The following is a 21,875-nucleotide window of genomic DNA, read 5'->3' on the forward strand; positions in this document are numbered from 1 at the left end:
GCACCACTCCGCTGTCGCGGTCGCTGGTGGCGAGGGTGGCGCCGTCTGGGGAGAACACCAGTGTCAGCACCCCGCCGCGGTGGCCGGTCAGAAGGCGTAGCGGGCGCAGGGTCGCCATCTCCACGAGTGCCACGGTCTGGCCCCAACCGACGGCGAGGAGACCGTCGTGGGTGACTGCGGCACAGGTGATGGCGGGGGAGGCGGGAAGAACCATGAGGTCGACGGAGTCGCGTCCCGTGATCGCGGCCGGGGCCAGTTCGGGGCACTGTTCGGCCTCGGGGTCGAGGAGCGGGTCGAGGAGGGCGGAGCCCGTCCAAAGGCTGCGGGTCAGCCGTGCTCCGATGAGTGTGGGCCGGATGAGGAGTGCGCCGGTGAGGTTGGCGCCGGTGAGGTTGGCGCCGGTCAGGTCGGAGTCGTGGAGCCGGGTGCCGCTCAGGTTCGCCCGGCTCAGGTCTGCGAACCGCAGGTTCTGGCCGGTCAGGTCCTTGCCGCGCAGGTCCTGACCGGCCAGCTGAACGCCGTCGATGGTCAGATTCGTCCTGCGGGCGATACGCAGGGCGTTGTTGCGAGCCGCGTCGGTGGCATCGCTGCCGTCGGCCAGAATGGAACGTGCCCACCGCTGGAGCGGGGTGTGTGAGGCTACCCCGTGCAGAAAGTCGATCATCAGCTCGGACATCTCCCGGCCGGCGAGCAGCTCCGGATCGGGTTCGTTGTCAGCCCGGGCGAGCTGGGCGGCGGCCTGCGCGGCGACGAGGTACTCCATGATCGAGCGATGCACGAAGCTGAATGTGTTGTCGTTAGTGCGCATGAGCAGGCTGCCGGAGCCGACCATGAATACCGCTTGCCCCGTTTCGATCTTGGCTGCCCCGAGGCCGGTCAGGGTCGCCTGCACGGTCATCGACAGGCCGGCGAGATCGGTGGTGTCCTGCCTGCTTTCCCACAGGAAGACCGCGAGCGCGTCCACGGCCAGGCGCAGTTGGTCGGCGTCCAGGGCCTGGTGCGCGCCGCGGGTCGGTCGCCGGCGAGCCACCTCGTGCCGGAGCCAGCGCTCCAACAGCTTGGCGTACAGATCGGCGGAGGTGATGGTGCCATCCGCCGCGTGGGCGTTCAGCAGATCCTGCTCGTCGAGGTCGGCGATGAAGCCGAGCATGCGGGGATTGGCGGACAGGCCCAGCAGGTCATCGATGGAACCGATGAGGGCGAGTCGGCTCTCGGCACGCCGGGTCGCTTCCGCCCAGGTCTCCTCCTCGGTGCGGACGGCCCCGCCGCCCTCGGTTTCCGCGGCGACCTGCCGGCGGAACAGCCGGATGAGGAACTGGCGGATCTGGGCGCGGTCGAAGTCGGCGAGGTGGATCTCCCGGCTGCCTGCCCCAAGCCGCACCGCCGCACCGAGCTCGGTGYGGTGCTGGCTGTCGGTGAGGAAATGCTGGGTCCGGCTGGTCAGGACGACCTTCGCCCGGCCGGTGACCGCCGACAGGACCATACGTAGGTATTCGGCCGCGTTGTCGTAGGTCACGCGCAGCGCGAGCTCGTCGAACCCGTCGAAGAGCAGCACGACCTGGCCCTGCTCCACCCTGCGGCGCACCTTACGGACATCGACCCCGTGCTCGCCCTCCTTGCTCAGGTGCAGAGCCAGCAGCTCGTCGATCGAATGTGTCTTTTCCAGGGTCCGCAGCTCGACCAGCATCGGCACGACCTGGGGCAGCTCTTTCGGGATCCGCCGGGCAAGCTCCCTGAGCAGGAAGCTCTTGCCGTGCCCGAAGGCGCCCAGCACCAGCAGGAAGCGGGCCTCCTCGACATCAAGCCAGTCGCGCATCGCGGCGAACACGTCATCCTGCACGTCAGGCTGGTCACCCCGGACGGCGATGAGGCTGTCGGTACCGCTGCCGGCCACGGTGAAACGTTGCGGCACGTACAACCCGGGTGGGTAGGCGGGATCATCGGTGAGGCGCTGTGTCTGCCGGGACACATACCGGCGCGGATCCCAACGGCCTTCGTACTCGGCCAGGGTGAACAGCCGGATGCGGCGCCGCCGAGCCTGTCGGTGGGCCTCCTCGTCGGCGGGCCTCCCGAGATGGACCAGCTCGGAACCCACGAACTCGTCGACCGGCAGGAAGACCGGCTCCACCACCGCCTCGTAGAAGGCCTCGACCGCGGCGACGTCGGGGGAGTCGATGCTGACCCCGACCGGCCACCGCTGCCGTTCACCGTCGCGTTGCCCGGCCACGTTGAGGTAGCCGAACGGCCCACGCAACCGGCCCCGGCGGATCGTCGCCTCGGGGTGGCGTAGTTGGCAGGCTTCCTCGGCCAGCCCCAGCAGCTGGGCGGTCAACGCTTCTCGGTCCGGCCCCGGGAACGGCGGTGCCAGCTGGCCCCTGACCTGGCCGTTGCCTCCCGGAAAGACCGGTGCGACCGTGGGCGGTATCGGCTCACCCCCGACAGCCGCACGCATCCCCTCGATCAGGACGCGGTGGGCGTCGGCCTCGCCACGGTCGACCAGGCTGATCCGGGCGATCTCACGCAGCAGCGGCGGTGACTCGCATGCCGCCACCCGTACGGGAACGAGTAACTGGCGTCCGGAGACCGCGTCCACCAGCGCCGCGGTCAACTCAGCCCTGGGCAATTCGGATCTGAGATAGGCAGGGGAGAGGATCACCACCACGGAGGACGCCGCCGTCAGCTCCTGAATGGTCCACCCGACGTGGTTGTGCCCGGGAGCCACATGCCAGGCCTGCAGCCGGGGCTGGTACCCGGCCTGTTCCAGCTGCCAGGCGACCCAGACCGCCCAGGGCTCGTCCGCCGCCGCGTAGCTGATGAAGACCGTGCGGTGATCCGTCGACATGACTGTGTCGCTGTTCTGGCCCCCCATGACCCCCGTCATAAGTGCCAAGCCTGCCACGTACCGTCACAGACCGGACGCCCCCTCCGTCGATCCCGACATCCGTCGGGGGTGGGGTCAGTCGTTGCCGACGAGGACGCCGCCGGCTTCCTCGATCGTGATCGGGGTGGTGGCGGTGAGGGTGACGGCGTCGAGGGGAAAGGCCTGGGCGACGCCGGGGACGGTGAAGTAGCCGTCCCAGGTCACGGTGAGGGTCACCTGGTACGTCCCGGGGCGGTGGTACTGGTGGGTGACGTAGGCGTCCGGGTGGTCGCGGGGGGAGATCGCCGGGTCGTAGGGGCGGCCTGGGGCGTCCGGGCCGGTCTCGCCGTCGCCGAACTGCCAGGAGTAGTGCGGGACCGCGCTGATCGTCGCCAGCACCGGTTGGGTGACGTCGAAGGTGAACGCTGCGGGCACGCCGGTSTACATGATCGTCGGGAGGTTCGCGAAGCTGTTCCCGATCGGCTGGACGACGACCTTCGGGGTGGGCAGCAGCTCCTCGCGCAGGTAGTCGGCGAACTGTGCGGCGAGGTCGTCGACGGCGATGCCGTCGGGGTCGTAGAGGACCGGCCCGCAGTCGGCGATCAGGGCGTCGTACTCGGCGCGTTCCGCCGGCGTCATCTCCGGGGGGGCGCCGACACCGGTCAGCGCCGCACATCTCGCGTCCGGGTCGGGTGGGCAGTCGTCGCCGCAGCCACCGCCGGTGCCGGTGCCGTCATCGAGCGGGACCTTGGTGAGGTAGCCGCCGCGGTAGTGGTACTGGAAGCCGTTGTCCGTGGCGCGGGTGTCGCAGCTGCCCCAGACGGCTCCCGTGCAGGCGCCCTGCGGGGTTGGTGCGGCGAGGGCCGGCCGGGTGGCGCCGGGCAGCGGTCCGCCGCCGGGCGCCAGTATCGCGGCGATCACCGCCGCCCCCACCAGCATGGTGCGGGTGGCCGCGCGGGCCGAGGTCGGCGGGCGAGGACGGGGACGGGGATGGGGGCGGCTGCCGCTCATGACGGCCGTCCCGCCGCGTAGGTGATGTTCTGGATGCGCCAGCCCGGGCCGGTCAGGACGAGCCGTGCGACGGCGGAGCGGGTCGGGACCGCGGGCACCTGCCCGGCGTCGCGCCCGGCCGGGTCGAGGAGCCCGACCGCGCGGGTGGTCGCGGCGAACCGGACGTCGACGACGGTGCCGCGGCGTGCTCCCGCGGCCAGGCCGGTGATCTCGTAGGGTGCCTGGGCGGCCCGGGCGCCGGTCTGGTCGAGGTAGCGGGTCATGCCGACGTCGAGCGCGCAGGTCTGGCAGCCGGGCAGCGCGGTCGCGGAGATGTCGGCGACCCGGCCGGCCTGCGCGGCCGCGTTGATCTCGCCGTAGTAGGCGGAGACGACCCGGCCGGCGCCGGCGGGGGAGTCGTCCCTGGCCGCGGGCCCACCGGCGGCTCCGCCCGTGCCGCCTGTGCCTCCCGTGCCCGCGGGACCTGCCGCGCCCGTGGCGGCGGGCCCGGCGGCGGTGGTGGTTGCCGGTGCCTCGGTTCCGGCCCTGGCGCCAGCGCCGGCCGATGCCGCCGAAGGGGTGGCGGAGCCGGGGCGGGCCGGGGGCGGGGCGCCGGCCGACCGGCCCTGCGCGTCGCCGCACCCGGCGAGCAACACGCCCGCGCAGAGGGTGAGGACGACCGAGACAGCGGCGACCGGGACAGCGCCGGCCGAGACAGTGGCGATGACAAGCCTCCGGCATGCGGCGAAACGTGACGATCCAGCGTCAGTCCGCACAGGGTGTCACGATAGACGTTCGCTGGCGCCGTCGGGAACGGGCATCAACGAACCGGCGTCGTCGCGCCCTAATATCAGTTCGATGATGACCACGGCGGAAGGCGGCGACGCCCGCCGCGGTGGGCCCGAGCACGGCTACACCCCGACCGCGGCCGGAGATCCGGCTGATGATTCGGCCGATGCCGCCAGCGGTGGCCTGCTGGGCGATGGGGCAGGTGAGGGGGCCGACGCGGGCCAGGTCATCGCCCGGTACCTCGATCATGTGGACGGTGAGCGCGGGCTGGCGCGTAACTCGGTGCTCGCCTACCGCCGGGATCTGCGCCGCTACCAGGAGCACCTGTCGGGGCGGGGAATCAGGTCGCTCGGCGCGGTCGGCGAGGCGCAGATCGCGCAGTTCGCCATCACGTTGCGTACCGGCGACGAGTCGCATCCGCCGCTCGCGGCGGCGTCGGTCGCCCGGATGCTGGTCGCGGTGCGGTCGCTGCATCGCTACGCGGCCCGCGAGGGGGATGTGAGCGCGGACGTGTCCGGGCTGGTCCGGCCGGCGGCTCCGCCGCGGCGTCCACCCCGGGCGCTGACGGTCGACCAGGTGACGGCGCTCATCCTGCAGGCCGGGGCGGCCACGGGGGAGGACCAGACCGGCCTGGCCCGCCGGCTGCGCTCCGCGGCCCTGCTCGAGCTGCTGTACGGGACCGGCGCGCGGATCTCGGAGGCGGTCGGGCTCGACCTCGACGATCTCGACCTGGACGGATCCGTGGTCCGGCTGCGCGGCAAGGGCGGGYGGGGCCGGGTGGTTCCGCTGGGGCGCTACGCGGTGATCGCGCTGGAACGGTATCTGCGCGGCGGCCGACCGCTGCTGGTGGCCGGCGTCGGAGGCGCTGGCCCGGCGGTGTTCGTCTCGCGGCGGGGTACCCGGCTGTCCCGCCAGAGCGCCTGGTCGGCGTTGCGGGCGGCGGCGGACGCGGCCGGTGTGACCGGGGCGTCACCGCATGTGCTGCGGCACTCGTTCGCGGCGCACCTGCTCGATCGCGGCGCGGACGTACGGGTCGTCCAGGAGCTGCTGGGTCACGCGTCGGTCAGCACGACCCAGATCTACACCCTGACGAACACGGACCTGACGACCATGGACCATCTTCGCGAGGTGTACACGTCGTCGCATCCGCGGGCGGTGCCATGCCCATGCCCGGGCGCGACTGCGACAGTGACAGCGCCGGCGGTGACGAGACTGCCCGTGCCGGCGCCGGTCGGAGAGCGGCCGATCGGTGATGGTGATCCGATCGGCGCAGGTGATCGTGATGGTGCCCGGTCGCCCGAGGCGGGAGCGTAGCCGCCCGCCTCAGGACGGATGACCGTGAGGCCGGCTCAGGACGGGGTGTACGGCCCGAGGCTCGGCATGCCGTTGGAGGGCGCGGGCGAGGGAACTCCGCCGACACCGCCAACCGACTGGTTGCTGCRCTCGGCGAGGGTTTCGCCCACCTTGCGCGCGATCGCTTCCATCAGGCGCAGTGCCTGCGGCAGCGACAGGTTCAGCACCACTTCGCTGTCGTTCGTCATCGCGAAGCGAACCGATACGTCCGCCATTGCTCGACCTCTCTCGCCTGACTCGGAAGGTCTACCTACCGAAGATCTGTCTGGTGCGTATGACTGGGGTACGTGTGACTGGGAACGGTACGGCCCATCTCGGACGAACGCACGCTCGGGGTTCCCTGAAGCAGGCCGCCCCTCACGGTGTGTCAGATCGTTGGCGCTCCATGTCGCGGTCAGAGTTCTGTGCGGATCCGCCACTGGTCCTGCTCCTTCGCCGGTCGCGACGCTTTTCCTGAGGTCCGCGCTGCTGTTCGTCGGGCCTGGGGTGCAGGCCGGCCCGGGAGTCGCGGTCGCGATCGTAGCTGCCCCGTTGTTCCCTCATAGTCCACTATCGGGTGAGTGTCCGCGTCGGCGGGGTGGGGAAAAATGTCCTGTCGTCTCCCGTTGTGGCATCTGTGCTGGCCGTGGGCCTTCGTCGGATCTGACGCCCAGTCCACGTGAGTGCCCCGGGGCCCGCCGGATGACCCGGGCAACTGGGAGCGGAGTCACAGGCGTCACAGTCAGCACAGGCTGTGACGCACACCAGCACCTGCGGGCCGATTCGGGCAGGATGGGCTCGTGACCTCAGCCGCGCCCTCTCTTCCTGACGTCTCCTCCCTCGCGATCGGCATCCTGGGTGGTTCCGGGCCCCAGGGTGGCGGGCTCGCGGTCCGTTTCGCGCTGGCCGGGCACCGGGTGCTCGTCGGCTCGCGCTCGGCGGAGCGCGGTCGGGAGGCCGCCGCCAAGCTCTCCGGGCCCGGGCGGCTCGTCGAGGGCGGGGACAACGCCGACGTCGCCGAGCAGGCGGACGTGGTCATCGTCGCGGTGCCCTGGGAGGGCCACGGCGAACTGCTCGCCGACCTGCGCAAGCAGCTGACGGGCAAGATCGTCATCGACTGTGTCAACCCGATGGGCTTCGACAAGGGCGGCGCCTTCGCGCTGCCGGTCGAGGAGGGCAGCGCCGCGCAGCAGGCCGCGGCCGTGCTGCCGGACAGCACCGTCGTCGGTGCCTTCCACCACGTCTCCGCGGTCCTGCTCATGGATGAGTCGGTCGCGTCCATCGACACCGACATCCTGGTCGTCGGCGACGACCGCCCGGCGACCGACACGGTGATCGCGCTCGCGAACCGGATCCCCGGGATGCGGGGCATCTACGCCGGCAAGCTGCGCAACGCCGGTCAGGTCGAGGCGCTCACCGCGAACCTCATCTCCGTCAACCGCCGCTACAAGGCGCACGCCGGCCTGCGGGTCACCGACGTCTGAGGCGTCCGCGGACGTCTGGGACGTCCGCGGAGACGTCCGAAGCGCGTCCCGGCGCGGGCTCGGGTGAGACTGGCGGTATGACCTCCCCGCCGGCGGTACCGTTCCCGGGCTCGTCCCGTGGGCCCGCCCGTGACGACCTGGGCGCCCGTAGTGACTCGAGCGCCCCTACTGACTCGGGTGCCCGTGACGACCTGGGTGATCTGGTGCCCGTGCCGGCGGTGGTCCGGCGGGTGGTCTCCCTGGTGCCGAGCCTGACGGAGTCCGTCGCGGCGAGCGCGCCGGAGCTGCTGGTGGGTGCCACCGACTGGTGCTCCCACCCGCCAGGCCTCGCGGTGCGCCGGGTGCGTGGGACGAAGAACCCGGATCTGGCCGCCATCGGGGCGCTGGCGCCCGACCTGGTCTGCGCCAACGCGGAGGAGAACCGCGCGGAGGATCTGGCCGCGTTGCGCGCGGCGGGTCTCGCGGTCTGGGTCACCGCGCCGACCACCGTCCCCGCGGCGCTGCGCAGCCTCGACCGGCTGCTGCGGCTGGGCTGCGGCCTGGCGCGCCCGGACTGGCTGGACGCCGCGGAGCAGGTGTGGGCGGAACCGTTCCGCGGCGAGCGCCGCCGCGCGATCATCCCGATCTGGCGGCGGCCCTGGATGGCGGTCGGGCGGGACACCTTCACCGGCGACGTGCTGGCCCGGCTCGGAGTGGACAACGCGCTGGCCGGATCCGAGCAGCGCTATCCGCGGGTGGACATCGCCGCGCTGCCGCCGCACGACCTGGTGGTGCTGCCGGATGAGCCGTACGCGTTCAGCCCGTCCGACGGCCCGGAGTCGTTCGAGGCCCGGGCGGTCTGCGTGTCCGGCCGGCTGCTGACGTGGTACGGCCCGTCCCTGGTGCAGGCACGGGCCGACCTCGCGAACGCGCTGGCGTCTCAGTAGTCGCTGGTCTCAGTAGTCGCTGGCAGGGTCGCCGGTCAACGGCTCAACCGCCGGCGGCTCATGGCCGGCGGTCAGTAGCTGTGCTCCACCGTCGGGTACACCCCGCGGGAGACCTCGTCGCTGTACGCCGCGGCCGCGTCGGCCAGCGCCGTCCGCAGCTCGGCGAAGCGCTTGACGAAGCGCGGTGCCTGGCCGCCGCTGAGCCCGGCCATGTCCTGCCAGACGAGCACCTGCGCGTCGCAGTCCGCGCCCGCGCCGATGCCCACGGTGGAGATCGTCAGCTCCTTGGTAACCCGGGCGGCCAGATCGGCGGGCACGACCTCCAGCACGACCGCGAACGCGCCGGCCTCCTGCAGGCCCAGCGCGTCGGCGAGCAGCACGTCACCGGCGCGGTCACGCCCCTGGACGCGGTAGCCGCCCAGCGTGTGGACACTCTGCGGGGTGAGGCCCAGGTGGCCGACGACCGGGACGCCGGCGGCGACGAGCGCCTCGACCTGTGGCAGCACCCGCGCGCCGCCCTCGAGCTTGACCGCCTGGGCGCCGCCCTCCTTGAGGAACCTGGCGGCCGTCTCCAGCGCCTGCTGCGGGCTCGACTGGTAGGAGCCGAAGGGCAGGTCGGCGACGACCATCGCGTTCGACGCGCCGCGCACCACCGCCTGCACCAGCGGGATCATCTCGTCGACCGTGATCGGAACGGTGGTCTCGTAGCCGTAGACCGTGTTCGCGGCGGAGTCACCGACGAGCAGGACCGGGATGCCGACCTCGTCGAAGATTCCGGCCGAGAGGACGTCGTAGGAGGTGAGCATGGCCCACTTCTCGCCCCGCTCCTTGGCGGCGCGGATGTCGCGCACCGTCGTCCGGCCGCTGCGGCCCAGGCGGATCGAACGGGTCGAGCGGGTCGTGCTCCGGGCGCCGGGCGCGGCGGTCGCGGCGGGCGCGCCGCTGGCGCCGGTGGTGCCGGATGCATCGGCCGCGGCGGGTGCGGTGGCGGCCGCGGCGGTGGTCGGCGCGCCGTAGAGCGTCGCCGCCTCGTCGCTGCCGTCGGCGGCGCTGGCTGGGGTGGAGCTGGGGCCGCCCGCGGCGGAGGAGGTGGGATTGCCGATCGACGAGTTCATGCAAACTCCCGGTAAGCCGTCCGGGCGCGGGATCGCGTCCCGGCGTGTCTCCATGCTGCCACCGAGAGGGCTGTCGCTGACAGGTCTGGCGCGGGCCCGCCCGTACCGGGCCATCATTCGTGCCGGTGATGTCGCCAGCTGCGCCGGAACGGCTGCGGGCGGTGTTCTGGCGGATGCACGCCCTGGCGGATGCACGTCTGGCGGAATCGGTCGGGTGCGGTGTGGCCGGCCGTCGCAGGGACGTTACCCAGGCGTGTTGTTCGCGCAATCAGATGCGTGTGGCGTCGAACGCACGTACTCTCCGATCTTGACAAATGCGCGGGGCCGGGAAACACCGGCACGATGAGCCCGGTGTCGACCGGGCCAGGCATTCGCGGCCGTGCTCCACGGCCGCGTGAACGGTGCGAAGAAGGCGCGGGTGGCGGCGGGCATGTGGACGGATCGGCCGGGCGACCGGCGCAGGCGCGACGCCTTCCACGGGCGACCCGGCAAGGCGGTCTGATGTCGGTGGCGCATGCCAACGGGACGGACCCGCGTGAACACTCGTCCCGGCCACCGTCAGGTGTGGCCCGCCCACCGGGGCGGCCCCGTGACACCCGGCGCGACCCACTGATCATCGAGGCCACCCTGACGGAGCTCGCGGCCAACGGCTTCGGGGGCCTGTCCATGGAGGCGGTCGCGGCCGCGGCGGGCGTGGGCAAGGCCACCGTCTACCGGCGGTGGCCGACGAAGGGCGCCCTGGTCGCCGAGGCGCTCGCGACCCTGGCCACCTCGCACGAGCCGCATGACACCGGATCCCTGCGCGACGACCTGGTCGCGGCGGTGAACGCGGTGCGCCGGCACGGCATCCAGACGCTGTCGGGGCGGATCATGCCCCGGGTGCTGGCGGAGAAGGAGTCCCACCCCGACCTGTTCGACACCTACCGCCAGCAGGTGATCGTCCCGGCCCGGGAACAGGTCGCGAACGTGCTGCGCCGCGGGGTTGCCAGCGGTGAGCTCAAGGCGGACCTCGACATCGACCTGGCGACGGACATGCTGGTCGGCCCGGTCTCGTACCGGCAGTACACCGCCGGCAGCAACGAGGTGAGCGGGACGCGGATCAGTCAGATCGTCGACACCGTTCTGGGTGGCATCCGCGCCGACTGACGCGCCGGGCGATCGGGCTGGCCGACGCCGCCGGAAAATCGCGTGGGGACGCTGTGTGCGCACGAGTAGCATCGCGATCGGGGAGGCACCCCGCCGCGCGTGCGTGGCCCCGCCCGGCTCCGGCCGGCGTCGGGTGCCGGGCATCAGGTGCCGGCGTGGGCTGTCGTCCCGACAAATGAACAGCCTCCAGAGTTCATCACCAGCCATGGTCAGGGCGCGCGTGGGTGCGCCCGGCCATCCGTTCACTGCCGCAGGAGAATCCGGTGTCCGACGTCCGCGTTACCGTTCAGCGAGGTCAGCAGGCCGAGGAGCGGGTGGTGCGGGCGGGTACGACGGCCGCCGAGCTCTTCGACGGCGAGCGGTCGGTGATCGCCGCCCGGGTCGGTGGCCRCCAGCGTGACCTGGCCCATCCACTGGCTGAAGGGGACGTCGTCGAGCCGATCACCGTCGACTCGCCGGACGGGCGGGCGATCGTGCGCCACTCGTGCGCGCACGTGGTCGCCCAGGCCGTGCAGGACCTGTTCCCCAAGGCGAAGCTCGGGATCGGCCCGCCGATCCAGGACGGCTTCTACTACGACTTCGACGTTGAGCGCCCCTTCACCCCGGAGGACCTCAAGGCTGTCGAGAAGCGCGCCCAGGAGATCATCAAGGCGGGCCAGCGGTTCTCCCGCCGGGTCGTCACCGACGACGAGGCCCGCGCCGAGCTCGCCGACGAGCCGTACAAGATCGAGCTGATCGGGCTGAAATCGAGCGCGGGTGACGACGCCGAGGCCTCGGTCGAGGTGGGCGCGGGCGAGCTCACCATCTACGACAACCTCGACCCGAAGTCGGGCGAGCTGTGCTGGAAGGACCTGTGTCGCGGGCCGCACGTGCCCACCACCCGGCACATCCCCGCCTTCGCGGTGCAGCGCTCCGCGGCGGCCTACTGGCGGGGCAGCGAGCGCAACCCGCAGCTGCAGCGCATCTACGGCACCGCCTGGGAGTCGCGGGAGGCGCTGAAGGAGTACCAGCACCGCCTCGCCGAGGCGGAGAAGCGTGACCACCGCAAACTGGGCGCCGAGCTGGACCTGTTCTCGTTCCCGTCCGAGATCGGCCCGGGGCTGGCCGTGTTCCACCCCAAGGGCGGCGCGATCCGCACCGTCATGGAGGACTACTCGCGCCGCCGGCACATCGAGGCCGGGTACGAGTTCGTGAACACCCCGCACATCACCAAGTCCGACCTGTACGAGATCTCCGGGCACCTGGACTGGTTCGCCGACGGCATGTACCCGCCCATGCAGCTCGACGGCGGGGCGGACTACTACCTCAAGCCGATGAACTGCCCGATGCACATCCTGATCTTCCGGTCACGCGGCCGGTCGTACCGGGAGCTGCCGCTGCGGCTGTTCGAGTTCGGCACCGTCTACCGGTACGAGAAGTCCGGCGTGGTGCACGGCCTGACCCGGGTGCGCGGGCTCACCCAGGACGACGCGCACCTGTTCTGCGCCCGTGAGCAGCTTCCGGAAGAGCTCGACTCCGTCCTGAAGTTCGTCCTCGGGCTCCTGCGCGACTACGGCCTGGAGGACTTCTACCTGGAGCTGTCGACCCGTCCCGAGGGCAAGGCGATCGGCTCGGACGAGGAGTGGGCCCAGGCCACCGAGCTGCTGCGCGAGGCCGCCTCCAAGCAGGACCTCGAACTGGTGATGGACGAGGGTGGCGGCGCCTTCTACGGCCCGAAGATCTCGGTGCAGGCCAAGGACGCGATCGGGCGGACCTGGCAGCTGTCCACCATCCAGGTGGACTTCCAGCTCCCGCAGCGGTTCGACATGACCTACCAGGCGGCCGACGGCACCCGCCAGCGTCCCTTCATGATCCACCGGGCGCTGTTCGGCACGATCGAGCGCTTCTTCGCGATTCTGCTGGAGCACTACGCCGGCGCGCTGCCGCCGTGGCTGGCCCCGGTGCAGGTCGTCGGCATCCCGATCACCGACGAGCACGTGCCCTACCTGGACGACGTCGCGGCGAAGCTGCGGGAGCGCGGCATCCGGGTGGAGGTCGACTCCTCCGACGACCGGATGCAGAAGAAGATCCGCACCGCGCAGAAGCAGAAGGTGCCCTTCATGCTGCTGGCCGGCGACGAGGACGTCTCGAAGGGCGCGGTCTCCTTCCGGTTCCGCGACGGGACGCAGCGCAACGGCGTGCCGGTCGACGAGGCCGTCGCCGAGATCCTCGACGTCGTGGAGCGCCGCGCCCAGGTCTGAGCCGCGCAGGTGAACGTGGACCCGGCGACCGCGCACCGGGTCCACGGAACAGCGACCACCCTCGTGGCCGACCGTCCGGTCAGGGAAGGGCGATCGAGTGCAGCACCCGACCTGCGCCGTCACGGGCGAACAGTGACAGCGGGGGTCTGGCCTCCACCTGCTCCGGGCTGTCGACCGTCTTGTTCCAGTAGAGGGCGAACGCGCCTGTGTCGCCGATGGCGACGTTGACTGCCTCGCCGTCCGGGATCACGGCGAACAGTTCCTTCACCTCGGGGGACACCCGCCCGAAGGCCTGCCAGAACCAGGTCGGGCGCTCCCAGTCGACCGCGCCGTCCGCACTGGTGCTCGTGCTGAAGACCTCGATCGGTGTCACTGGCGGCCGGGAGAAGTCGGGGTCGCGGTCCGAGGCCCACCACCGGAGCATGGGCTCGTCGGACCGGGAGAAGTCCGGTGGGCCGTCGCGGCTGACCAGGCTGACCAGGCAGGCGGCCAGACCCTGGCTGTTCTGGACGAGCACGAGAGGTCCGTCGACCGCGACGAGCAGCCGGCCACTGCTGTCCGGCGCGCCGGCGTCCGGCGCGCCGGCGTCCGGTGCGCCGGCGTCCGGTGCGCTGCCGCCCGGTGCGCTGCCGCCCGGCGCCACCGGGCCGCGGATGTTTCCCGGGGCGCAGCGGTGGACGACGGCTGCCTTGGCGGCGGCGTCGAGGTCGAGCAGCCGCCGGGTCCCGACGAAGCGGAGCGTGACCGGCTCGCCCCCCGGCCCGGCGGGGAGCATGACAGGCGGGGGTCCGGACGTGCCGGAAGGCGGGGCCGGTGTCGCGGCTGGTGCCGCCCCGCTCATTGCATCGCTGCATGCGGCCAGTGCGACGACGGCCGCAGCGGCGATGCCGGCGGATCGCCACCATCTCCGAACGCCTGCGCGGTCGACTCGCGACGAGTGCTGTTCCGTCGACCCACGGGTACACCCGATGCGCAACCGAACCTCCCCGACCCCGCGAACGCCGCCGGCTGCCACCAGTGGGCAGCGGTACCCGTCTCGATCTTGTCGGGACGGAGGGCCAGGGGCAACTCCTCCCGTAGCGGCGGCGACTGGGGGATCAGGCCGACGGGGAAGGGCTCAATCCCGCTCGCGCTCGCGCCAGCGGGAGGTGATCGGCAGGCGGCGGTCGCGGCCGAAGGCCTTGGACGTCACCTTGGGGCCGGGCGGGTTCTGCCGCCGCTTGTACTCGGCGAGGTCGACGAGCCGGATCACCCGGTCGACCGTGGCCGGATCGTGGCCGGCGGCGGTCAGCTCGGCCCGGCCGAGGTCGTGGCTGACATAGTCGTCGAGGACGGCGTCGAGTTCGGTGTAGTCGGGCAGCCGGTCGGAGTCGAGCTGCCCCGGGGCGAGCTCGGCCGACGGCGGCTTGACGATGATCTCCTCCGGGATCGGCGGGACCTCCCCGCGGGCCGTCGCCTGCGCGTTGCGCCAGCGGGAGAGCGCCCACACCATCGTCTTCGAGACGTCCTTGATCGGGGCGAAGCCGCCGGCGCTGTCGCCGTACAGGGTGGAGAAGCCGGTGGCCAGCTCACTCTTGTTGCCGGTGGTCAGCACGAGGTGGCCGTGCTCGTTCGACAGCGCCATCAGCAGTGTTCCGCGCACCCGTGCCTGCAGGTTCTCCGCGGCCAGGCCGTGCAGGCCGCCGGCGGCGGCGAGCGCCGCGTGAAAGGCCGTGACGGTCGGCTCGATCGGGACGACGCTGTGCCGGGTGCCCTGGCGGCGGGCCAGCTCCGCGGCGTCGTCCAGCGATCCCTGGGAGGAGTGGGCCGAGGGCATCGCGACCGTGTGCACGGCGTCGCCGCCGAGGGCGTCCACCGCGATCGTGGCGACCAGGGCCGAGTCGATGCCACCGGACAGGCCGAGCGCCACCGAGCGGAAGCCGTTCTTGCGGACGTAGTCGCGGGTGCCCGTGACCACCGCGGCGTACAGCTCACCGGTGGGGTCGGGGCGCTGCGCGATCTGGTGCGGCCGCGGCTCCCAGGCCGGCAGCGGCTCGCCGGCCAGCACGATGTGGCTGACCTCCATCATGGTGCCGTCGCCGGCGGCGACCTGCCCGGTCATCCCGGTGGCCGTTCCCGGGGTGTTGCTGGCGGGCAGGTCGAGATCGACGGTGAGCAGGGTCTCCTCGAAGACCGGTGCCCTGGCGAGGACCGCCCCGGCCGGGTCGACGACGAGCGAGTCGCCGTCGAAGACCAGCTCGTCCTGGCCGCCGACCAGGTTGATGTAGGCGAGGGTGGCGTCCGCCTCGCGGGCCCGGCGTGCGCACAGCTCGTCCCGGTGGAAGGACTTGCCCTGCTCGTAGGGCGAGCCGTTGATGCACAGCAGCAGCCCGACCCCGACCTTGCGGGCCACGGCGACGGGGCCGCCGGCCTGCCAGAGGTCCTCGCAGACGGTGAGGCCGACGTCCACGCCGTGCAGGCGGAAGACCGGGAAGGTCGTGCCGGGCACGAAGTAGCGGAACTCGTCGAAGACGCCGTAGTTGGGCAGGTGGTGCTTGGCCGAGCGGGCGGCGACGCGGCCCTGCCACAGGACGGCGACGCAGTTCTGCGGCTCGCCGGCGGGGCGGCCGACCGCCGGCGCCGGGGTGGCGGAGGCGTCGAGGTACCCGACGACGACGGCGATGGAGCCCGCTCCCTCCTCGTGGAGGCGGGCCGCGAGCCGTTCCAGTGTCGCCGCGGAGGCCGCCACGAAGGAGCGGCGCAGGACGAGGTCCTCGGCCGGGTAGCCGGTCAGGGTCATCTCGCCGAAGGCGACCAGATGAGCGCCCTGGGCCAGTGCCTGCTTGGTCCAGGAGCTCACCAGGTCGGCGTTGGCGTCCAGATCTCCGACGGTGGTGTCCACCTGGGCGAGGGCGATCCGAAGCTGGGCCATACACCGAAGCGTAGGCCGGGTTTGCCCTGCCGGCGGCCGGTGGTGTGTTGCTGGGGCGCAGGTGACACCGGGGATTGCGGTGGCGCAACTTCGCTGTAACGTGCGGAACCTGTGGCGCGATCAGTCGCTACTCTCGGGTCGAAGCACCCGGTGGCACCGTGTCCCGACGGGGAACAGCACCATCGGAAGACGACTCGGCTCGCCGTGCAGACGAGTCCGCACTCACGCGCGGAGGGCCCGTGGACAAGCAGCAGGAATTCGTTCTCCGCACCCTCGAGGAACGCGACATCCGGTTCGTCCGGCTCTGGTTCACGGATGTGCTCGGCGTGCTGAAGTCCGTCGAGATCGCGCCCGCCGAGCTGGAGGGCGCGCTGGCGGAGGGCATCGGGTTCGACGGCTCGGCGATCGAGGGCTTCGCCCGGGTGCACGAGGCGGACATGCTGGTCCGGCCCGACCCGTCCACCTTCCAGGTGCTGCCGTGGCGCGGTGAGCACCCGATGACCGCCCGGATGTTCTGCGACCTGATCATGCCGGACGGCACGCCGGCCGCCGCGGACTCCCGCTGGGTGCTGCGCCGCACCCTGGCGAAGGCCGCCGACGCCGGCTTCACCTTCTACACCCACCCCGAGATCGAGTTCTTCCTGCTCAAGCATCCGCCGACCCGCGGCGGCCCGGTGCCGCCGCCGGTGGACGAGTCGGGCTACTTCGACCTGACCCCGAACGACATCAGCCATGACTTCCGCCAGCAGGCCATCAGCGTGCTCGAGCGCCTCGGCATCTCGGTGGAGTTCAGCCACCACGAGGTCGCGCCGGGCCAGCAGGAGATCGACCTGCGGTACGCCGACGCGCTCACCATCGCCGACAACATCATGACCTTCCGCCAGGTGGTGAAGGAGGTGGCGCTGCGGCAGGGCATCTACGCGACGTTCATGCCCAAGCCGTTCAGCGATCAGGCCGGCTCGGGCATGCACACCCACATGAGCCTGTTCGAGGGTGACCGCAACGCCTTCCACGACCCGACCGACGAGTACCAGCTGTCGAAGGTGGGGAAGGCCTTCATCGCCGGGGTGCTGACGCACGCCGCGGAGATCACCGCGGTGACGAACCAGTGGGTGAACTCGTACAAGCGGCTGGTGGGCGAGGGGCGCGCCGGCGAGCTGCGGGAGGCGCCCGCCTACGTCTGCTGGGGCCACAACAACCGGTCGGCCCTGGTTCGGGTACCGCTGTACAAGCTGAACAAGGCGAACACGGCCCGGGTCGAGTTCCGCTCCCCGGACAGCGCCTGCAACCCGTACCTGACCTTCGCGCTGATGCTCGCCGCCGGCCTGCGCGGCGTCCAGGGCGGTTACGAGCTGCCGGCGCCCGCGGCGGACGACGTGTGGACGCTCACCGACTCCCAGCGCCGCGAGCGTGGCATCACCGAGCTGCCCGGATCGCTCGCCGAGGCGATCACCGCGATGGAGAACTCGTCGCTGGTCCGTGAGACGCTTGGCGACGAGTTGTTCGACTTCTTCCTGCGGAACAAGCGGTCCGAATGGATCGAGTACCGCCGCCAGGTCACGCCCTTCGAGATCGACCGGTACCTTCCGACGTTGTGAGTGACCGGCCGGCCAGGGGCGTCGACCCCCGCCGGAACACCGTCGGCGCCCAGCTCGCCCGGCTGGGCTTCTCCGACGTCGAGCGGGTCGCCGCCACGATGCGCCGGCTCGGGCTGCTGCCCCCGCCGGACGGGGCCGCGCCCGCGGGGCCTTCGGGGGCCGCGGAGCCTGCCGGGCCTGCCGCCGGGCTCGCGGTGAATGTCATCATCGGCGAGCTCGCCGCCTCGGCGGACGCCGATCTCGCCCTGCGCTGCCTCGAACGGCTGGTCGAGGCCCAGCCCGCCGGGGCGCAACCACTGCTGTTGCCGGCGCTGGCCGACAACCCCGGTCTGCGCCGCCGGCTGATCGCCGTGCTGGGCGCGAGCTCGGCGCTGGGGGACCACCTCGTCGCCCATCCGCTGGACTGGCTGATCCTCGCCCCGGACGGGGCCACCGCGGGGCCGTCGGACCCGGCGGTCACCCGGCGCGGCCTGCTGCGTGCGGTCGGCGCCGATCCGGCTGCCGCGGTGCCCCGGGCCCGCGGTGACGGGGTGGCGGTCCTCGACGCGCTGCGGCTGGCCTACCGGCGTGCGCTGCTGGTGCTCGCCGCGCGGGACCTCACCGGCACCGTGTCGCTGGACGACGCCACCGCGGAGCTCGCGGACCTGGCCGGGGCGGCGCTCGACGCCGCGCTCGCGGTCGCCCGGGCCGGAGCGGGCCCGGCGGATGTGCCCGTCCGCCTGGCGATCATCGGCATGGGCAAGTGCGGTGGGCGTGAGCTGAACTACGTCAGCGACGTGGACGTGCTGTTCGTCGCCGAACCGGTCGCCGACCACGGGCCGGGGGCACCGAGGAAGCCAGGAGAGCCGGGGAAGCCAGGAGAGCCAGGAGAGCCCGGAGAGCCGCGAGAGCCGCGAGAGTCGGGAGACCTTCCCTGCGCCGACGCCCCGCCCGACCTGGAGGCGACGCTGCGTGCCGCCACCAGGCTGGCCGAGGGTGTCGTGCGGGTGTGCGGCACGCCCACCGCGGCCGGCGAGCTGTTCCCGGTGGACGTCAACCTGCGGCCCGAAGGCCGGCACGGCGCGCTCGTGCGCACCCTGGACAGCCATCGCGCCTACTACCGGCGCTGGGCACGGACCTGGGAGTTCCAGGCGCTGCTCAAGGCCCGCCCGGTGGCCGGCGACCTCGAGCTGGGGGCGCGCTTCGGCGAGATGATCGCACCGCTGGTGTGGACGGCGGCGTCGCGCCCCGACTTCGTCACGGACGTCCGGGCCATGCGGCGCCGGGTGGAGCGGTCGCTGTCCCGTTTCGAGGCCGACCGCAACCTCAAACTCGGCCCCGGCGGGCTGCGTGACGTCGAGTTCGCCGTGCAGCTGCTGCAGCTCGTCCACGGCCGGGCGGACGCCAAGCTGCAGGTGGCCGCCACCCTGGACGCCCTGGACGGACTGCGGCGCGGCGGCTACGTCGGCCGCCGCGACGCGGCCGGGTTCGCCGACGCCTACCGGTTCCTGCGGGTCGCCGAGCACCGGCTGCAGCTGCAGCGGCTGCGCCGGCTGCACACCCTGCCCCGGGATCCCGGCGAGCTGCGCTGGCTGGCGCGCTGCATGGGGCTGCCGGGGGCCGCGGAGCTTGCGGAGGAGCACCGGCGGGTGACCCGCACCGTCCGCTCCCTGCACGAGAAGCTCTTCTACCAGCCGCTGCTGGAGGCGGTGGCGCGGCTGTCGGCGGAGGAGATGCGGCTGACCCCGCAGGAGGCCGCGGACCGGCTCGCCGCGCTCGGTTTCGCCCAGCCGGCGCGCTGCCTGCGCCACATCGAGGCGCTGACCAACGGGGTGAGCCGCACCGCCGTCATCCAACGGCGCCTGCTGCCCGCCATGCTGCCCGCGTTCGCGGACGCACCCGAGCCGGACGCCGGGCTGCTCGCCTACCGGCAGGTGAGCGAGGCGCTGGGGCGCACGCCGTGGTACCTGCGCCTGCTGCGGGACTCTGCCGGGGCCGCGGACCGCCTCGCCCGGGTGCTCGCGACGAGCCGGTACGTCGCCGACCTGATGACCCGCGCGCCGGAGTCGGTGCGGCTGCTGCGCACCGAGGAGGAGCTGCGGCCGACCTCCCGCGAGGCGATGGTGCGCACCCTGCTCGCGGTGTCGCGACGCAACCCCGAGGCCGCGGACGCGGTCGGCCGGGCGCGGGCGGTGCGGCGGGTGGAGCTGGTCCGGATCGCCTGCGCGGACCTGCTCGGTCTGCTGGACGTCGGCGCCGTCGGGCAGGCGCTGTCCGACGCGGCCGCCGCGACCGTGGAGGCGGCGCTGCTCGTCGCGCGCCGCCGCGTCGCCGGCGGGGACGACGCCAGCGGGGGCGATGGGGCGCTGCCGGTGCGGCTCGCAGTGATCGCGATGGGACGTCTGGGCGGCCGAGAGCTGTCCTATGGCAGTGACGCCGATGTGCTGTTCGTCCACGAGGCGCTGCCGGGAACCCCGCAGCCACTGGCCGCCCGGCTCGCCGCCGACGTCATCGGTGAGCTGCACCGCCTGCTTGCACTACCCGGGCCCGACCCGCCCCTCACCCTGGACGCCGGGCTGCGCCCCGAGGGCCGCGGCGGCCCGCTGTCGCGGACGGTCGAGGGCTACGCGGCGTACTACGACCGGTGGTCACTGGGGTGGGAGGCGCAGGCGCTGCTGCGCGCCGAGCCGCTGGCCGGCGACGCCGAGCTCGGCGCCCGGTTCTGCGCGCTCGCGGACCGGATCCGCTACCCGTCCGCGCTGCCGGCGGGCACGATCACCGAGATCCTGCGGTTGCGCGGGCGGATGGAGCGTGAGCGTGTCCCGCGCGGGGTCGACCGGGCGATGCACGTGAAGTTCGGTCCCGGCGGGCTGACGGACGTCGAGTGGACCGTGCAGGTGCTCCAGCTTCGGCACGCCCACCGCGTCCCGGCGCTGCGCACGACCGCGACCCGCGCCTGTCTGCGCGCGGCCGCGACGGCCGGCCTGCTCGCGCCCGCGCAGCTGTCCGCGCTGGATGCGGCCTGGACCCTGGCCTCCCGGGTGCGCAACGGCGTCATGCTGACGTCCGGCCAGCGCGGTGATCTTCTTCCGGGCGTGGCGCCCGGCCTGGAACGGGTCGCCCGCGCGCTCGGCTACCCCGCCGACGAGGTGGACCAGCTGCCCGGTGACTACCGCCGGGCAGCGGCACGTGCGCATGCGGTCGCCCTGGAGGTGCTCGGCCGCGAGCAGTGAGCCTTTTCCATCACATCCGGGGCCGGTGCACACCCGACGGACGGTTCACCGGCTCCGGTACGGGATGCGCCGAACCGGAGCCGATGATGGACGAGCGGTCCCGCGGGCGGCGAGACCCGCCCGCGAGTATCCGCCCGCGGGATCTGACGTCAGACCGTGACGGTGGCCTCGGCGCCCTGCGACGGCACGAACAGGGTCGGCTTGTCGCCGGCCAGCGCGCTGCAGCAGGTGTCGATCATGAGCGCGGAGACCACGTACGGGTCCATGTTCGCGTTCGGACGGCGGTCCTCGATCCAGCCCTTCTTGGCCTTCTCGACGGCCCACGGGATCCGGATGGACGCGCCGCGGTCCGAGGCACCCCAGGAGAACTTGTTCCACGGGGCGGTCTCGTGCTTGCCGGTGAGGCGGTCCTGGATGCCCGTCCCGTAGTGGGTGACGTGCTCCATGACGCGGGGCGCGAGCGACTCGCAGACGGTGACGATCGCGTCCCAGCTCTCCATGGTCTGCTTGGTGGAGAAGTTGGTGTGCGCGCCGGCGCCGTTCCAGTCACCGAGAACGGGCTTCGCGGCGAAGGACACCGTGGTGTTGAAGTCCTCGGCGATGCGGTGCAGCAGCCAGCGGCCCAGCCAGATGTGGTCGCCGATGGTCGGCGCCGGCAGCACGCCGATCTGGAACTCCCACTGGCCCATCATGACCTCGGCGTTGGTGCCCTCGATCGCGAGGCCGGCGTCCAGGCAGGCCTGGGTGTGGCGCTCGACGATGGCCCGGCCGGGCATCTTCTCGCCGCCGACGCCGCAGTAGTACGGGCCCTGCGGCTCGGGGAAGCCGACCGCCGGCCAGCCGAGCGGCCGGCCGTTCTGGAAGAACGTGTACTCCTGCTCGATGCCGAACATCGGCTTCATGTCGGCGTACTTGTCGGCCACCGTGCGGGCGATGGCACGGGTGTTCGTCGGGTGCGGGGTGAAGTCGGTCAGCTGCACCTCGCACAGGACGAGCACGTTGTCGCCACCGCGCAGCGGGTCCGGAACGGTGACGACGGGCTGCAGCACGCAGTCCGAGTTCGAACCCGGGGCCTGGTTGGTGCTGGAGCCGTCGAAGCCCCAGATCTCCGGCTCCTTGCCGCTCTTGACGATGCGGGTCTTGCTCCGCATCAACGGCTCCGGCTCGGTGCCGTCGATCCAGATGTATTCGGCCTGATAGCTCACTAGTACTCCCCGTGGTTGACGTGTCACGTGACGGAGCGACTGTGTGATCGGCCGGGGGAGGGCCGAC

15 protein-coding genes are annotated in these 21,875 nt (G+C 72.4%); 7 read left to right on the forward strand and 8 right to left on the reverse strand.

Features of this window, described 5'->3' with window-relative positions; genetic code table 11:
• From CcI49_RS06395 to CcI49_RS06405, 3 genes are all read right to left on the reverse strand, one after another.
• Positions 1–2,842: TIR domain-containing protein (locus tag CcI49_RS06395; RefSeq protein ID WP_158230718.1), on the reverse strand; the 2,842-nt coding region annotated here is incomplete at its 3' end.
• A 114-nt stretch (positions 2,843–2,956) separates the two neighbouring features.
• Positions 2,957–3,871: a PKD domain-containing protein gene (locus CcI49_RS06400; protein WP_076825020.1), complete on the reverse strand. Its 915-nt coding sequence runs from the start codon at positions 3,869–3,871 to the stop codon at positions 2,957–2,959.
• Positions 3,868–4,626, reverse strand: a complete 759-nt coding sequence (locus CcI49_RS06405) for a hypothetical protein (protein WP_076825023.1) — start codon at positions 4,624–4,626, stop codon at positions 3,868–3,870. The genes CcI49_RS06400 and CcI49_RS06405 overlap by 4 nt, the downstream gene beginning before the upstream one ends.
• Positions 4,627–4,708: 82 nt before the next feature.
• Here CcI49_RS06405 and CcI49_RS06410 point away from each other — a divergent pair, with 82 nt between their 5' ends.
• Positions 4,709–5,953, forward strand: coding sequence for a tyrosine recombinase (locus tag CcI49_RS06410; RefSeq protein ID WP_083749345.1), 1,245 nt, complete (start codon positions 4,709–4,711; stop codon positions 5,951–5,953).
• 35 nt (positions 5,954–5,988) lie between these two features.
• Here CcI49_RS06410 and CcI49_RS06415 read toward each other — a convergent pair whose 3' ends face one another.
• Positions 5,989–6,207 (reverse strand): hypothetical protein, encoded by a 219-nt coding sequence (locus CcI49_RS06415; protein WP_076825025.1) that lies wholly within the window; start codon positions 6,205–6,207, stop codon positions 5,989–5,991.
• Between the two features lie 564 nt (positions 6,208–6,771).
• On the opposite strand from CcI49_RS06415, the gene npdG reads away from it, so the two are divergent.
• Positions 6,772–7,455 (forward strand): NADPH-dependent F420 reductase, encoded by a 684-nt coding sequence (npdG, locus tag CcI49_RS06420; protein WP_076825027.1) that lies wholly within the window; start codon positions 6,772–6,774, stop codon positions 7,453–7,455.
• A gap of 77 nt (positions 7,456–7,532) precedes the next feature.
• Positions 7,533–8,381, forward strand: coding sequence for a helical backbone metal receptor (locus CcI49_RS06425; RefSeq protein WP_083749346.1), 849 nt, complete (start codon positions 7,533–7,535; stop codon positions 8,379–8,381).
• 71 nt (positions 8,382–8,452) lie between these two features.
• Here the strand turns inward: CcI49_RS06425 and panB are convergent, their stop codons facing one another.
• The gene (gene panB, locus CcI49_RS06430) at positions 8,453–9,496 is read right to left on the reverse strand and encodes a 3-methyl-2-oxobutanoate hydroxymethyltransferase (RefSeq protein WP_076825028.1); all 1,044 of its coding nucleotides are present in this window, start codon (positions 9,494–9,496) and stop codon (positions 8,453–8,455) included.
• A gap of 501 nt (positions 9,497–9,997) precedes the next feature.
• On the opposite strand from panB, the gene CcI49_RS06435 reads away from it, so the two are divergent.
• Entirely contained in the window at positions 9,998–10,642 is a 645-nt protein-coding gene (locus CcI49_RS06435; RefSeq protein ID WP_054566668.1) for a TetR-like C-terminal domain-containing protein, read from the forward strand.
• 263 nt (positions 10,643–10,905) lie between these two features.
• On the forward strand, positions 10,906–12,882 hold the full coding sequence (gene thrS / locus CcI49_RS06440) for a threonine--tRNA ligase (RefSeq protein ID WP_076825269.1): 1,977 nt from the start codon (positions 10,906–10,908) through the stop codon (positions 12,880–12,882).
• A gap of 79 nt (positions 12,883–12,961) precedes the next feature.
• On the opposite strand, the gene CcI49_RS06445 is transcribed toward thrS, so the two are convergent.
• Complete coding sequence (locus tag CcI49_RS06445) at positions 12,962–13,723, reverse strand: hypothetical protein (RefSeq protein WP_241839932.1); 762 nt, start codon at positions 13,721–13,723, stop codon at positions 12,962–12,964.
• Positions 13,724–13,999: 276 nt separating this feature from the next.
• Positions 14,000–15,793, reverse strand: a complete 1,794-nt coding sequence (locus tag CcI49_RS06450; protein WP_054566671.1) for an NAD+ synthase — start codon at positions 15,791–15,793, stop codon at positions 14,000–14,002.
• Positions 15,794–16,032: 239 nt separating this feature from the next.
• On the opposite strand from CcI49_RS06450, the gene CcI49_RS06455 reads away from it, so the two are divergent.
• Positions 16,033–17,391 carry a glutamine synthetase family protein gene (locus tag CcI49_RS06455; protein ID WP_006542200.1) on the forward strand — a complete coding sequence of 453 codons (1,359 nt, stop codon included), beginning with the start codon at positions 16,033–16,035 and terminating at the stop codon, positions 17,389–17,391.
• The gene (locus tag CcI49_RS06460; protein WP_076825029.1) at positions 17,388–20,603 is read left to right on the forward strand and encodes a bifunctional [glutamine synthetase] adenylyltransferase/[glutamine synthetase]-adenylyl-L-tyrosine phosphorylase; all 3,216 of its coding nucleotides are present in this window, start codon (positions 17,388–17,390) and stop codon (positions 20,601–20,603) included. Before CcI49_RS06455 ends, CcI49_RS06460 begins: the two co-directional genes overlap by 4 nt.
• Positions 20,604–20,752: 149 nt before the next feature.
• Here CcI49_RS06460 and glnII read toward each other — a convergent pair whose 3' ends face one another.
• Positions 20,753–21,808 carry a glutamine synthetase GlnII gene (gene glnII / locus CcI49_RS06465; protein WP_054566673.1) on the reverse strand — a complete coding sequence of 352 codons (1,056 nt, stop codon included), beginning with the start codon at positions 21,806–21,808 and terminating at the stop codon, positions 20,753–20,755.
• Positions 21,809–21,875 lie beyond the last annotated feature (67 nt).

Origin of the sequence: Frankia sp. CcI49 (assembly GCF_001983215.1) — a bacterium.
Lineage (GTDB): Bacteria > Actinomycetota > Actinomycetes > Frankiales > Frankiaceae > Parafrankia > Parafrankia irregularis.

Bases quoted from the DNA above. Each gene is read 5' to 3' on its own strand.
- CcI49_RS06425 (WP_083749346.1), top strand. From the start codon at position 7,533: ATGACCTCCCCGCCGGCGGTACCGTTCCCGGGCTCGTCCCGTGGGCCC.
- panB (WP_076825028.1), bottom strand. From the start codon at position 9,496: ATGAACTCGTCGATCGGCAATCCCACCTCCTCCGCCGCGGGCGGCCCC.
- CcI49_RS06435 (WP_054566668.1), top strand. From the start codon at position 9,998: ATGTCGGTGGCGCATGCCAACGGGACGGACCCGCGTGAACACTCGTCC.
- CcI49_RS06445 (WP_241839932.1), bottom strand. From the start codon at position 13,723: ATGAGCGGGGCGGCACCAGCCGCGACACCGGCCCCGCCTTCCGGCACG.
- CcI49_RS06450 (WP_054566671.1), bottom strand. From the start codon at position 15,793: ATGGCCCAGCTTCGGATCGCCCTCGCCCAGGTGGACACCACCGTCGGA.